The following is a 14305-nucleotide window of genomic DNA, read 5'->3' as shown; positions in this document are numbered from 1 at the left end:
TCAGTAGCGGCTGTCGGACTTGATGACGAACCGGTCGAGCAGGCTGACCGGGAGGATCTCGAAGCGGTCCAGCGTCAGCGTGATTCCCGTGACGATGTCGATGGCCGCGATGGTGCCGCCGAGATCGACGCGGCGCCCGCGTCGCAGATCGCGGGTTTCCGGATGGCTGTTGATGTCGATGTGAGCATAGACCGATCTGTCGAACCGCGCGTGCCGGTGCCAGCCGCGCTGGAAAAGGCTGAACAGCTTGATCGAGCCTGCCCCGTAATCGATGACGTCGAAGAAGCGCGTCTTCCATGCGACGCGCTGCCCCAGATATTCGGAAGCCATGAAAGCGTCCCGCTCGAGCGCGGGGAACTGACGCAGAGTCCAGATGATCTTCGCCGGAGTGAGGGTGGCGGCGCGGTTCGCCATCATGCAGTTCCTGTCCCGCGCGGGAAGATGCGTGGGCCACTTGCTTAAACGGGATCATTTGTCCAGGAATGTGACGGTGTCGGCGACCTCAGCGCGCGAGGTCCGGTAGCTGTTCACCTTGGCCGCATGGTCGGCGTAGCCAAAGGAGATGCCGCAGACGACGCGGCGGTCGTCGGGCAGATCAAAATGCTTTCGGATCAGGCCGGAGTGGCGGGCGAGCGCGGCCTGCGGGATGGTGCCGAGCCCGAGCGCCTGGGCTGCGAGCATGAAGTTCGCGACATAGGCGCCGCAATCGATCGCGCCGTAGATGCCGAGCGGCTCGTTGGTGTGGATCACGGCGACGTGCGGCGCGCCGAAGAAATTGTAGTTCTCCAGCGCCTGCTTGGCATACGCGGCCTTGTCGCCCCGCGCGATACCAAGCGTGTTGTAGAGCTGAAAGCCGCTCTCGCGGCGGCGCTCGAGGTAAACGCCGACATATTCGCGCGGCGGGGTGAAGTCGTGATTGTCCTTACCGCCCGAGGCGGCCTCGGCGTAGATGGCCTTCCGGAAACGCTCCTTGGCTTCGCCGCTGGCGATCAGCACCTGCCAGGGCTGGCTGTTGCACCAGGACGCGGTGCGCTGCGCGACGGTCAGAACATGCTCGATGATGTCGCGCGGGACCTCGCGGGGGAGGAAGGCGCGGACGGAGTAGCGCTCGTTGAGCAGGCTTTCGAGCGCGTCGATACGGTCTGTTGGTTTGACTACAGCGTCCATTGTCGAAACTCACTTTCGTGCCCCGGACGCGGCGCAGCACATCGTGATGCGACGCAGAGCCGGGGCCCATGAGAGGTGGGTCCCGGTTCTGCGGAGCAGCGTTGTACGCTGCACCGCGCCCGGGACACGAGATTTAGCGCCCCTTGGTCGGGATCTTGTTATACGGCACGTCCTTGTCGACGCGGATATCGCCGGGCAGGCCGAGCACGCGCTCGGCGATGATGTTGCGCAGGATCTCGTCGGTGCCGCCGGCGATGCGCATCGAGGGCGAGGACAGCAGCATCTGCTGGAACTGGCCGTGCACGGTCTCCTCCGACATCCCCGTCAGCGAACCGGCCGCGCCCTGCAGATCCATCGCGTAGGCGGCGATATCCTGCAGCATCATGCCGGAGACCAGCTTGCCGATGGAATTCTCCGGGCCCGGCCGCTCGCCCTTCGACAGCGCGGAAATCGCGCGGTAGCTGGTGTATTTCAACCCGTTCGATTTCACCGCCCAGCTTGCGAGCTTCGAGCGCACGGCCGGATCGTCGATCGCAAGGCCGTCTTCCAGCATCAAATTGGAGCAGAACTCGAACATCTCGGGGACGCCGGTCGCAAGCCGCGAGCCGATCGACATGCGCTCGTTCATCAGGGTGGTCAGCGACACGTTCCAGCCGTCACCGACATTGCCGAGCCGCTGGCTGTCCGGGATCACGACGTCGGTGAAATAAACCTCGTTGAACTCCTGCATGCCGTTGGCCTGCTTGATCGGCCTGACCTCGACGCCTTTGCTCTTCATGTCGAGGAAGAACATGGTGAGGCCCTTGTGCTTGGGCACGTTCGGATCGGTGCGCGCGATCAACAGGCCGTAATCCGAGTAGTGCGCGCCGGAGGTCCAGATCTTCTGGCCGTTGACGACCCAGTTGTCGCCCTGCTTCTCGGCACGGGTGCGCAGGCCCGCGACGTCCGAGCCGGCCGACGGTTCGGAGAACAGCTGGCACCAGATCTCCTCGCCCGACGCGAGCTTCGGCAAATAGCGGCGCTTGGCGTCTTCGCTGCCCCAGGCCATCACTGTCGGGCCGCACATGCCCTCGCCGATCTGGAACGGCTGGGTCAGCTTGCCGTAGACGCCCTCTTCCTGCTGCCAGATCACGCGCTCGATCGGCGTCGCGCCGCGGCCGCCATATTCCTTCGGCCAATGCAGGCAGGCCCAGCCGCCCTCGGCCTTCTTCTTCTGCCAGGCCTTGCCGACCTCGACCATGTCGTGCTTCGCAAGGCGGATGCGGCCGAGCGAAGACTTTGACAGCTCCGCCTCGAACTCCTTCGGCGCATTGGCCTCGACCCATTGGCGCGCGACCTGGCGGAATTCGGCTTCCTGCGGCGTGTCATCGAAATTCATTTCGCATTCTCCTCTCTCGTGCCCCGGACGCGGCGCGGCACGGAGTGACGCGACGCAGAGCCGGGGCCCATGGATGGGTGGGTCCCGGCTCTGCGAAGCAGCGTTTCACGCTGCTTCGCGTCCGGGACACGATCAGCTTCTTCCCTTGGTCGGGATCTTGTTGAAGGGCACATCCTTGTCGACGCGGATATCTCCGGGCAAACCCAGCACGCGCTCGGCGATGATGTTGCGCATGATCTCGTCGGTGCCGCCTTCGACGCGGGTGCCGGGCGCGCGCAGCAGCATTGCCTGGAATTTGCCGGCGACCTCGGCCTCCTCTGGTCCATTCAGCCCACCGGCGGCGCCTTGCAGATCGAGCGCATAAGTCGCGACGTCCTGGATCATCGAACCGGCGACGAGCTTGCCGATCGAATTCTCCGGACCCGGACGCTCGCCCTTCGACAATGCCGAGATCGCGCGCATGCTGGTGTATTTCAGCCCGCTCGCCTTCACCGCCCAGTTCGCCAATTTCGAGCGCACCGCGCGATCCTCGATCGCGGGGCCGTCTTCCAGCATCAGGCTGGAGCAATACTCGAACAGCTCCGGGAAACCGGTCGAGACGGCCGCGCCGATCGCGCTGCGCTCGTTCATCAGCGTGGTCAGCGACACGTTCCAGCCGTCACCGACCTCGCCGAGACGCTGATGGTCGGGGATGCGGACGTTGGTGAAGTAGACTTCGTTGAAGTCGGACGCGCCACTGGCCTGCTTGATCGGCCGTACCTCGACACCCGGGCTCTTCATGTCCAGGAAGAACATGGTGAGGCCCTTGTGCTTGGGCACGGTCGGATCGGTACGGGTGAGCAGGATGCCGTAGTCGGAATAATGCGCGCCCGAGGTCCAGATCTTCTGACCATTGATGACCCAGTCGTCGCCATCCTTCTCGGCACGCGTGCGCAGGCCCGCGACGTCGGAGCCGCCGGCGGGTTCGGAGAACAGCTGGCACCAGACCTTCTCGCCTGAGGCGAGCGGCGGCAGGAACGTCCGCTTATGCTCCTCGCGCGCAAACGCCATCATGGTCGGCCCGCACATGCCGTGGCCGATGATGAACATGCGGGACAGCTGGCCGAACGGCCCTTCTTCCTGCTGCCAGATCACGCGCTCGATCGGCGACGAACCGCGGCCGCCATACTCTTTCGGCCAGTGCAGGCAGGCCCAGCCGGCATCGGCCTTCCTCTTCTGCCAGGCTTTTGCCACCTCGAGGATGTTGGCGCCCTTGAGCTGGACGCGGCCGAGCGAGGCCTTGCGCAGTTCGTCTTCATATTGCTTCGGCGCATTCGCCGCGATCCAGGCTTTCGCCTCGGCGCGGAATGCGGCCTCTTGCGGGGTGTCGTCGAAATTCATCTATCTCTCCTGCGTTCCCGGATGCTGCGCAGCACGAAGTGATGCGCTGCTGATCCGGGGTCCACCGTGGGTCCCGGCTCTGCGAAGCAGCGTTTCACGCTGCATCGCGTCCGGGACACGAGTGTCCCTTACGCCGCGTTCTTCTTGCGCATGCGATCGATCAACGCGTCTTCCCAATAGGACAGACTGCCGAGACCAACGGCGACCGCGTTGGCGCGGCGGTAGTACATGTGGCAGTCGAACTCCCAGGTGAAGCCCATGCCGCCATGGACCTGGATGTTGTTCTTGGCGCAGTGCTGAAACGCCTGCGTCGCGCTGATGCGCGCGGCGGCGGCGGCTTCCGGCAGTTCGCCGGCATTGGTCGAGAGCGCCCAGGCGCCGTAATAGGAATTGGAGCGCGCCAGCGTCGCCGAGACGTACATGTCGGCGAGCATGTGCTTGACCGCCTGGAACGAGCCGATCGGACGGCCGAACGCGATGCGATCGAGCGCGTAGTCGCGACCCATCTCCAGCGCGCGGTCGGCGCCGCCGACCTGCTCGAACGCCATCAGCACCGCGGCGCGATCCAGCACCTGGGTGATGACGCCCCAGCCTTCGCCGGCCGCGCCGAGCGGTTCAGCCTTCGCATCCTTGAAGGTGATCTCGGCCTGGCCGCGAGTCGGATCGATGTTGGTGAGCTCCTTGACCTCGACGCCTTCAGCCTTGAGGTCGACAATGAACAGCGAGATGTCGGACTCGCGGCTACCAGATCCCGTGCGCGCGGCCACCACTGCGAAATCCGCGATCGCGCCATCCGGCACCGGCTTCTTGACGCCATTGAGCGCACCACCATTGGCCGTGAGCTTGATCGCCTTCGGCGACGGATTGCCCTTGCCCTCGAACAGCGCCAGCGTGCCGATCGCCTCGCCGCTCGCGATCTTCGGCAGCCACTTCTGCTTCTGCGCGTCGCTTCCGGCAATCAGGATCGCTTCAGCGGCGAGATAGACCGTGGAGGAGAACGGCACCGGCGCCAGCGCGCGGCCCATTTCCTCCGCGATCACGCAGAGCTCGAGATGGCCCGCACCTGCGCCGCCGAATTTTTCCGGGATCGCGACGCCGAGGAAGCCCATCTCCGCGAGGCCCTTCCACAGACTCTTGTCATAGGCAGCCTTGCCATCGAGCACGGCGCGCACCGCCTTCGGCGGGCACTGCTCTGAGAGGAATTTCCGCGCCTCGTCGCGCATCTGCTTCTGCTCGTCGGAGAAATCGAAGTTCATGGCGTTTGCTCTTGTAGGATGGGTGGAGCGAAGCGATACCCATCGGGTTCCTGGTTGGTGCGTGATGGGTTTCGCTGCGCTCTACCCATCCTGCGATTTGCGTTCAGTTGAGGATGATCACGTCCTCTCCCGGCTTGTCGGCATAGAGCTGCTCGACCAGGTCGGCGCGGCGTTCGAGGCCGGCGCGCTGGTTGATGTAGCCCTTGTCGGTGAGTTCGTTGCCATCGATCGAGGGCGGCTCGACCATCAGCATCGCGCGCGCGACGCGCATGCTGCTGCCCTTGCAGGCGGTGTTGAAAGCCTCGAGCCCGCGCTTCAGGCAGGCGACGATGTCGGGATGTTTCACCACGTCCGCGAATGTCGCATCCGGATTGCCGACGACCTGTCGGCAGGCGTGCAGGTTCGGCCAGCACAGCAGGCCGATGAACGGACGATCCTGGCCGGCGACCAGTGCGTCATGCACCACCGGCGTCGCGGCCGCGATCGCGTCGGTGCGCAGCGAACCGACATGCACGAAGGTTCCGGTGGTCAGCTTGAAGTCCTCGACGACGCGGCCGGCGAAGATGATGCCGGCGACGGGATCCTCGGGGTCGACGAACACGCCGGCATCGCCGATGCAGTAGAAGCCTTCCTCGTCGAACATCTTCCTGGTCAGATCAGGCTGGCCGAAATAGCCCGGCGTGACATTGATGCCGCGCAGCCGCAGCTCGTATTTCGAGCCGCACGGCACCATCTTCAATTCGACGCCGGGGAACGGCAGGCCGATCAGGCCGACGCGCTCGGTGTCCCAATAGGTGCCGGTCGAGGTCGGCGCGGTCTCGGTCGAGCCCCAGCCGGTGTAAAACACGATGCGCTCGCCGGTGGTCTTCACGGCCAAGGCCTGCATGCGATCATAGAGATCGTCAGGCAGCCGCGCGCCGCCATAGGCCATGATCGCGAGGTTCTTGAAGAAAGAGCGGCACAGCGCGTCGTCCTTCTCCATCGCCGCGGCGAGGGCGGCATAGCCGGCCGGCACATTGGCGTAATAGGTCGGCGAGACCTCGCGCAGATTCCTGATCGTCTCCTCGAGCTGGCCCGGCATCGGACGGCCGTCGTCGATATAGAGCGTGCCGCCGTCGACCAGCACCGGATTGAACGCGGCGTTGCCGCCCATGGTGTGATTCCATGGCATCCAGTCGAGCACAACAGGCGCCGTGCCGTCGGTGTCGCGCGGCCGCACCTGCATCATCATCGCCGCATTGGCGCACATCATCTCCTGGGTGTTGATGACGGCCTTGGGCATGCCGGTGGAGCCGGAGGTGAACAGCAGCTTGCCGACGGTTTTGGGCGTGATCTTCGCGATCGAATCATCGACCGCCTTGGTCACCGGCGTTTTTGCGAGGTCAGCGAACGATACACTCTTGATGCCCTCGCAGGGACGCAGCACGTGGATCACGGTGATGCCGGTGAGATCGAGCGCGTTCAGCGCCTTCTCGAAGGTCGGGCCGTCCTGCACCATCACGACGGCGGGCTTGATCAGGTTGAAGAGATATTTGAGCTTGAGGTGATCCTGGCTCATCAGCGAATAGGCCGGCGACACCGGCGCGGCCGGCAGGCGTGCCTGCATCGCCGCCTGCGTCATCAGCGCGTGCTCGATCGAGTTGCCGGAGAGGATCGTGACCGGACGTCCCTCGTCGAGGCCGAGATCGAGCAGGCCTTGCGTCAGCGCATCGACGGTGCGCTTGGCTTCGCCATAGGACACTTTCCGCCATTGCCGATCGGGACCGCCGCGCTGCGCGAGCCAGATTCGGTCAGGCGCATCCTTGGCCCATTTCGCCAGCGAGGCCGGGATATGCGTCTCGTAGGACTTCAGCGGAATGCGCGACTTCAGAATGACGGTGCCGTCGTCGCGACGCTCGACGGCGATGTCGCGCGGCAGCCATTCGATCTTGCGAAAGGCGGGCTTCGTCATCACTGCCGCGGCATTCCCACTCATTTTGCGTCTCCCGGAATTCTCTTGTCCTTTGCGGATCTTGCGTCAGCGCCTGATATAGACAGGCTTTCGTTTCTCAAGGAAGGCCTTGATGCCCTCGGCGAAATCTTCCGAGCGGCTGCAGAGCACCTGGTTACGGTCCTCCATCGCGATCACGGCCTCGATCGAGCCGGCATCGACGCTCATGTTGATGCATTCCTTCGACAGCCTTAAGCCGACCGGCGAGGCCGTCATCATTGCCTCGACGTAAGGATTGGCTGCTGCTTCGAGCGCGTCCTCCTCCACCACTTCCGAGACGAGGCCGACGGCGAGCGCACGATCGGCATGGATGAAGCGGCCGGTGAGGATCAGCTCGGAGGCAACGGAGACGCCGACGAGGCGCGGCAGGAAATAGCTGGTGCCGATGTCGCAGCCGCCAAGGCCGAGCTTGATGAAGGCGCAGTTCATCCGCGCATTCTTGGCAGCGATGCGGATGTCGGCGGCCAGCGCCAGCGCAAAGCCGCCGCCGGCGGCCGCGCCCTGCACCAGCGCGATGATCGGCTGCGGACAGCGCCGCATCAGCATCACGATGTCGGCAATGCGCCGCTGCGAGTCCAGCGAGTCCTGCACGCCAGGCGGCTCGGCCTGCCCGCCGCGCCGCGCCATCGCATGCTTGAGATCGAGGCCGGCGCAGAAATTGGCGCCGGCGCCCTTCAGGACGACGACGCGAGTGTCGCGGTTACGCTGCAGTCCCTGGAAGTAGACGTTGAGGGCGTCGATCAGGGAGGGATCGAGCGCGTTGAGGCTGTCGGGGCGATTGAGCGTGACCCAATCTGTTCCGTCGTGGTGTTCGATCATTAGCGGTTGAGACACGGACAACTCCCCATCGTCGTCCTGGACAAGCGAGCGGAGCGAGCGCTGATCCAGGACCCATAACCACAGGCTCTTGTTGTCGATCACCGGCGTTGGTTGAGCTCGCGCAACAACGAACGCCGGTGGTAATGGGTCCTGACTTTCGTCAGGACGACGGCGGTACTACCGCGGCGCCATGCGGATGGCGCCGTCGAGGCGGATGGTTTCGCCGTTGAGCATGGCGTTCTCGACCATATGCACGGCGAGCGCGCCGTATTCGTCGGGCTCGCCGAGGCGGGCCGGATGCGGCACCTGGGCGCCGAGGCTCTTGCGGGCTTCCTCGTTCAGGCCCATCAAGAGCGGCGTGAAGAAGATGCCGGGCGCGATGGTGTTGACGCGGATCTTCAAGGAAGCGAGGTCGCGCGCCGCCGGCAGCGTCAGGCCGACGATGCCGCCCTTCGACGCGGAGTAGGCGATCTGGCCGATCTGGCCTTCGTAGGCCGCAACGGACGCCGTGTTGATGATCACGCCCCGCTCCTCGCCGATGGTCTCGGCGGTGGCGAGCCGCTCGGAAAACAGGCGGAGCGCGTTGAAGGTGCCGATCAGATTGACGTTGATGATGCGGGCGAATTTCTCCAGCGGATAGACGCCGTCGCGACCGACGATGCGCTGCGAGCCGCCGATGCCGGCGCAGTTCATCAGCACACGCGCGATGCCGTGCGCGGCTTCCGCTTTCGCGATCGCAGCCTTCATCTGCTCTTCGCTGGTGACGTCGGCATGAAGCGCGACGCCCTTCACCTCGGCGGCGACCTTCTCGGCATTGTCCTTGTTCTGGTCGAGCACGCCGATCCTGGCGCCCTTCGCGGCCATGGCGCGGGCGGTCGCGGCACCGAGGCCGGAGCCACCGCCGGTGATGAGAACGGCAACGTCTTTCAACTGCATGGGATCAACCTTTCCTTGGGCGTTTCTTCTCTGGACTTCGAACGTGTTATCCGACGGCGATCACCGCCGTTTCATTCTTCGGATTGAGCATGCCGCCGAAAATCAGCGCCTCCATGTGCTTGATGTAGTCGCGGCAGACTTCGTCGGTGACCGGACCGACGCCGAGCGCACGCGACATCGCGTGGCGGCTGAAAAACAGATGATCGCAGGCGCCGATCAGGCTGGTGTAGAACAGCACCGGATCGACCTTGCGGAATTCGCCCGCCCTGACGCCTTCGTCGAGCAAGCGGCGATGAAAATCGAACAGCGGCGCAACGAAGAATTTTGACACTTCGTCCGCAGCTTCGCCGCTGCTCTCGTGCAAGAGATAATGGATCAGCCGGTTCATGTAGGGGAACTGGTGATAGGCGCGGATGATGCCGCCGATGTGCAGGCGCAGCTTTGCGGTGGGCGTGATCGGCTGCGCCAGCAGATATTCGAGCTGGGACATTTCGGTGGCGGCGTCGCGCGCCAGCAGCGCGAGCAAGAGGCCGTCCTTGTTGCCGAAATGATATTTCACCAGGGCTGCGTTGACGCCCGACTTCTGCGCGATGTCCGACAGCGACACCTCGATCGAGGCGCGCTCGATCATCAGCTCGCTGGCCGCGACCAGAAGCTTGTCGGCGGTGGCATTGGTGGTCGCCTGGCGCCGTGTCGGTACGCTGGTATTCAACTGCCGCCTGATCCCGCTGCGAGGAGAATGAGGCCGCACATAAGCCCATGCCGGGGTTGCACTCAAGAGTTAATTGATTGATTGACTAAATGCAGAGCCGCCCCTTAAATCCGGCCCGACATTGCACACCCCAATCCAAAAACATCAGGGAGATCAGACATGGCCGAGGCCTATATCGTCGCCGCCGCTCGCACCGCGGGCGGCCGCAAGGGGGGACGTCTTGCCGGCTGGCATCCGGCCGATCTGGCCGCGACCGTGCTGGACTCGCTGGTCGAGCGCACCGGTGTCGACCCCGCGCAGATCGAGGACGTGATCATGGGCTGCGTGATGCAGGCCGGCGAGCAGTCCAACAACATCGCGCGCAATGCGGTGATGGCCTCGAAGCTGCCGGAGAGCGTGCCGGCCACTTCAGTGGATCGGCAATGCGGCTCCTCGCAGCAGGCGCTGCACTTCGCAGCGCAGGCGGTGATGAGCGGCACCATGGACTGCGTGATCGCGGCCGGCGTGGAGTCGATGACCCGCGTGCCGATGGGGCTGGCCTCACAGCTGCCCGCCAAGAACGGCTTCGGCCACTACAAGAGTCCGGGCATCGAGCAGAAATATCCGAACATCCTGTTCAGCCAGTTCACCGGCGCGGAGATGATGGCGGAGAAGTACGGCCTGTCGAAGGATGAGCTCGACGAATACTCCTACAACAGCCATCAGCGCGCGATCGCGGCAACCCAGGCCGGCGCCTTCAAGGACGAGATCGTGCCGGTGACAATCACCCGCGCCGACGGCTCGACCGATATCCATAGCATCGACGAAGGCATCCGCTTCGACGCCAGCCTCGACGGCATCAAGGGCGTCAAGCTGATCGCCGAGAACGGCAGACTGACCGCAGCGAGCGCCAGCCAGATCTGCGACGGCGCTTCCGGCGTGATGGTCGTCAACGAGAAGGGCCTGAAGGCGCTCGGCGTCAAGCCGCTGGCGCGCATCCATCACATGACCATGATCGGCCATGACCCCGTGATCATGCTGGAAGCCCCGCTGCCGGCGACCGAGCGCGCGCTGAAGAAGGCCGGCATGACCGTCGACGATATCGACCTGTTCGAGGTCAACGAAGCCTTCGCCTCGGTGCCAACAGCGTGGCTGAAGACCACAGGCGCCGATCCGGCGCGCCTCAACGTCAATGGCGGCGCGATCGCGCTCGGCCATCCCCTCGGCGGCTCCGGCACCAAGCTGATGACGACGCTGCTCAACGCGCTGAAGCAGCGTGGCAAGCGCTATGGTCTGCAGACCATGTGCGAGGGCGGTGGCATGGCCAATGTGACGATTGTTGAGCGGCTGTAACTATCTCGTGTCCCGGACGCGATGCAGCGCGGAGCGATGCATCGCAGAGCCGGGACCCATGCGTGTCCCGATGGACCCCGGATCAGCAGCGCACCGCTACGCGCTGCGCAGCATCCGGGGAACGCCTCCTTGAGTTCACGAGCAGAACCTTCTCATGACCCACCCGTCCATTCATGCCCGCAACACGCCCGATAAAATCGCCTACCAGATGGCCGGCAGCGGCAAGGCGATCACTTATCGCGAGCTCGACGAGCTCTCCAACCAGGGCGCGCATCTGTTCCGCTCGCTCGGCCTGAAGGCCGGCGACCACATCGCGCTGCTGATGGAAAACCGCCTCGCCTTCATGGAGATCTGCTGGGCCGCACAACGCTCGGGGCTCTATTACACCGCGATCAGCCGCTACCTGACGCAGGACGAGATCGCCTACATCGTCAAGGATTGCGGCGCGAAGGTCTTCATCACCACGCCGCAATGCGCCGACAAGGTGAAGGGCATCATCAAGGGCGAGCAGGGCGAGCCCCTGTTCTACATGATGGACGAGCCCGAGCCGGGGTTCCGCTCCTACGACAAGGAAGCGATCGTGCAGCCGACCACGCCGGTTGCGGACGAGGTCGCCGGCTACGACATGCTCTATTCCTCCGGCACCACCGGCCGGCCCAAGGGCATCAAGAAGGATTTCGAAGGCAACCGGATCGATGTGCCGAATCCGTTCCTGAAGGTGCTCTGCGCCGACATGTGCGGGATGAATGCCGACAGCGTCTATCTGTCGCCGGCGCCGCTCTACCACGCGGCTCCATTGCGCTTCAACATGATGGCGATCACGCTCGGCGGCACGTCCGTAATCATGGAGCATTTCGACGCCGAGGAATTTCTGAAGCAGGTCGAGACGCGCAAGATCACGCAGTCGCAGCTGGTGCCGACCATGTTCGTGCGCATGCTGAAACTGCCCGACGAAGTGCGCGCGCGTTACGACGTCTCCTCGCTGAAGGGCGCGATCCACGCCGCGGCGCCCTGCCCGGTCGACGTGAAGGCCAAGATGATCGAGTGGTGGGGACCGATCCTGATCGAATATTACGCCGGCTCCGAAGGCAACGGCGTCACGGTCTCGACCTCGCAGCAATGGCTGACCCATCGCGGCACCGTCGGCCGCGCCGTGGTCGGCAAGGTGAAGATTTTGGACGAGAACGACCAGGAAGCGCCGGTTGGCCAGATCGGCCAGGTCTATTTCGCCGACGCGCCGGTGTTCTCCTATCACAACGATCCCGAGAAGACGAAGAAGGCCTACAACGCCAAGGGCTGGTCGACGCTCGGCGACGTCGGCTATCTCGACGACGAAGGCTTCCTCTATCTCACCGACCGCAAGAGCTACATGATCATCTCGGGCGGTGTGAACATCTATCCGCAGGAGACCGAGGATGTGCTGATCACGCATCCTGATGTCGCCGACGTTGCGGTGTTCGGCGTGCCGAACGAGGAGATGGGCGAAGAGGTCAAGGCCGTGGTGCAACCGCACGACATGGCCAAGGCCGGCAAGGACCTCGAAGCCGAGCTGATCGCGTTCTGCCGACAGCATCTGTCGCCGATCAAATGCCCGAAGAGCATCGATTTCGAAGCCGAGCTGCCGCGAACGCCAACGGGGAAACTGGTGAAGCGGCATCTGCGCGATCGGTATTGGCCGAAGCCGGCGAAGGCGTAGCGTGATCTTGTAGGGTGGGCAAAGGCGCACTTGCGCCGTGCCCACCATTCACGGCGTGCTCGTGATGGTGGGCACGCTTCGCTTTGCCCACCCTCATATGGGGATTTGTGAGTCAAGGCCCTTCGATTGGCTTGAGTGAGGTTGGTACGGTGCGAGGGCGGCGCGCGGAGCCATGCGTAGCGCCGCGCGACGACCGCGTTCCGGGCGAGGATTGGCTTCCGAAGATTTCTGCAGCTCACTGCATCACCTCATATCCGGTCGGACTGGTGTGGTCCGGACCCACCTTCCGCATGCTTGCGGCGAGGAAGCCTTGAGGATGAGACCCATCTACGAAACGGCTGTTGGTTCGGCCCAAGGGTGGCACGGTCATCATCCATCCCGCGCGGAACTGCGGCCAGGCGCAGCGCCGGTGCGGTGGTTCGGTTCTATGCCTTCATCGTCGCCCCCGCTGGGACGAGCCCGGTGGTGAGATAGCGCCACAGCGCCACGATCAGTTTGCGCGCCAGGGCGACGATGGCGATGCGCCTGGCCCGCTTGCCGGCGTTGGCGGTGCGGATGCGGAACCAGCGGCTGAGCTCGCTGTCGGCCTGATGCCGCAGCCACAGCCAGGCCAGTTCGATCGCCTTGAGGCGGGCGCGTGGATTGCCAGCCTTGCTGATGCCCTGCTCACGATCGATGCCGCCGCTCCGCCAGGGACTGGGCGCCAATCCGACGTAGCTGGCGACCTCGCGGCGGTTGCGGAAGTCCTTGTAGAACACCTCGTTGGTCAGCGTCGCGGTGAAGGCCGGACCGAGGGCTTTAAGCCGCTGCAGCAGATCCTGCCGCTCGGCCGTCTGCGCAGGGACGGCAGGGGTCTGGGCCTCTTCCAGTACTGCAAGCTGCTCACGCATCAGCATCAGGCGGGCGTGCTCGCGCGTCACTTCGGCCAGCAGATGCGGCGGCAGCGGTTGCCCCTGCCAGTCGCGCTGCCGTGCCAGCCAGCCAAGCCAGTCTCGCCGCCGCGGATTGCCGACGGCCATCCCCTGAAGACGCAACAGCGCCTTGATCCGGTTGGTATGGGCCGTCTGCTCCGTGACCAGCCGATCGCGTTCGCGGCTGGCGCGCCTGGCGTCCTCCTGCGCCGCGCTCGGGACGCGGACGATCCGAACCACCCGCGGCTCGCCGCGCAAATGGGCCATCAAGGTGCGGAGCAGAAGCTCGCCATCGATCCGGTCCGTCTTGGTCCGCCGCGACCGCTGCTCCACCGCAATACTCGCGGGGTCGAACACGTAGTTCGTGATCCCGGCGGCTTCCAGCAGCCGGTGCAGCCAGAAGCCGTCGTAGCCGGCCTCGTAGCAGCTCACCACACGCGGCACCTCTCCGAGCTTCTCTGCCGCCCGCCTGCGGACCTTCTCGATCAGCTCCAGCAGTCCGGCATGATCGCCGCCTTCGAGCTTGTGGCGCGATATCCGATCTCGATCCGGGCTGTGCAACGTCGTCAGCCACGTCTTCTGACTGAGTTCGATCGCAAGGAAAATTGTGCCATTATGGCCGGTGGTGAGCGTGCCTATAGTCGATGCTTGCATCTGACTCTCCGTGGGTTCGAGTGTGGAAACCCAAACCTATCGGAGAGGCCACGCTCACCGCCCATGGAATCTAC

Annotated in this window: 12 protein-coding genes; 2 read left to right on the top strand and 10 right to left on the bottom strand. The window is 64.4% G+C overall.

Annotated elements, in window-relative coordinates:
- The 9 genes from JQ604_RS28190 to JQ604_RS28150 all read right to left on the bottom strand — a co-directional run bounded on the left by JQ604_RS28190 (window position 1) and on the right by JQ604_RS28150 (window position 9638).
- On the bottom strand, window positions 1-414 hold the full coding sequence (locus tag JQ604_RS28190) for a hypothetical protein (RefSeq protein WP_212363947.1): 414 nt from the start codon (window positions 412-414) through the stop codon (window positions 1-3).
- A 54-nt stretch (window positions 415-468) separates the two neighbouring features.
- Window positions 469-1167, bottom strand: a complete 699-nt coding sequence (locus JQ604_RS28185; protein ID WP_212363946.1) for a nitroreductase — start codon at window positions 1165-1167, stop codon at window positions 469-471.
- Between the two features lie 133 nt (window positions 1168-1300).
- Window positions 1301-2545 carry an acyl-CoA dehydrogenase gene (locus tag JQ604_RS28180; RefSeq protein WP_212363945.1) on the bottom strand — a complete coding sequence of 415 codons (1245 nt, stop codon included), beginning with the start codon at window positions 2543-2545 and terminating at the stop codon, window positions 1301-1303.
- A 132-nt stretch (window positions 2546-2677) separates the two neighbouring features.
- On the bottom strand, window positions 2678-3925 hold the full coding sequence (locus tag JQ604_RS28175; RefSeq protein WP_212363944.1) for an acyl-CoA dehydrogenase: 1248 nt from the start codon (window positions 3923-3925) through the stop codon (window positions 2678-2680).
- 128 nt (window positions 3926-4053) lie between these two features.
- Window positions 4054-5181 carry an acyl-CoA dehydrogenase family protein gene (locus tag JQ604_RS28170; RefSeq protein ID WP_212363943.1) on the bottom strand — a complete coding sequence of 376 codons (1128 nt, stop codon included), beginning with the start codon at window positions 5179-5181 and terminating at the stop codon, window positions 4054-4056.
- 103 nt (window positions 5182-5284) lie between these two features.
- Window positions 5285-7156, bottom strand: coding sequence for an AMP-binding protein (locus tag JQ604_RS28165; protein WP_212363942.1), 1872 nt, complete (start codon window positions 7154-7156; stop codon window positions 5285-5287).
- A gap of 42 nt (window positions 7157-7198) precedes the next feature.
- Window positions 7199-8005, bottom strand: a complete 807-nt coding sequence (locus tag JQ604_RS28160) for an enoyl-CoA hydratase/isomerase family protein (RefSeq protein WP_212363941.1) — start codon at window positions 8003-8005, stop codon at window positions 7199-7201.
- Between the two features lie 162 nt (window positions 8006-8167).
- Entirely contained in the window at window positions 8168-8926 is a 759-nt protein-coding gene (locus JQ604_RS28155; protein WP_212363940.1) for an SDR family NAD(P)-dependent oxidoreductase, read from the bottom strand.
- Between the two features lie 46 nt (window positions 8927-8972).
- The gene (locus tag JQ604_RS28150) at window positions 8973-9638 is read right to left on the bottom strand and encodes a TetR family transcriptional regulator (protein ID WP_212363939.1); all 666 of its coding nucleotides are present in this window, start codon (window positions 9636-9638) and stop codon (window positions 8973-8975) included.
- A 159-nt stretch (window positions 9639-9797) separates the two neighbouring features.
- Here JQ604_RS28150 and JQ604_RS28145 point away from each other — a divergent pair, with 159 nt between their 5' ends.
- A complete protein-coding gene (locus JQ604_RS28145; protein WP_212363938.1) occupies window positions 9798-10970 on the top strand; it encodes an acetyl-CoA C-acetyltransferase in 1173 nt (390 codons plus the stop codon).
- A 154-nt stretch (window positions 10971-11124) separates the two neighbouring features.
- Complete coding sequence (locus tag JQ604_RS28140) at window positions 11125-12666, top strand: acyl-CoA synthetase (protein ID WP_212363937.1); 1542 nt, start codon at window positions 11125-11127, stop codon at window positions 12664-12666.
- A 425-nt stretch (window positions 12667-13091) separates the two neighbouring features.
- Here JQ604_RS28140 and JQ604_RS28135 read toward each other — a convergent pair whose 3' ends face one another.
- The gene (locus tag JQ604_RS28135; RefSeq protein WP_212363936.1) at window positions 13092-14231 is read right to left on the bottom strand and encodes an IS110 family transposase; all 1140 of its coding nucleotides are present in this window, start codon (window positions 14229-14231) and stop codon (window positions 13092-13094) included.
- Between the last annotated feature and the right edge of the window lie 74 nt (window positions 14232-14305).

It is taken from the genome of Bradyrhizobium jicamae (genome assembly GCF_018130695.1).
GTDB classification, from domain to species: domain Bacteria; phylum Pseudomonadota; class Alphaproteobacteria; order Rhizobiales; family Xanthobacteraceae; genus Bradyrhizobium; species Bradyrhizobium jicamae_B.
Note: the sequence above shows the minus strand (reverse complement) of the source record. Positions and strands in the feature narration are given on the sequence as shown.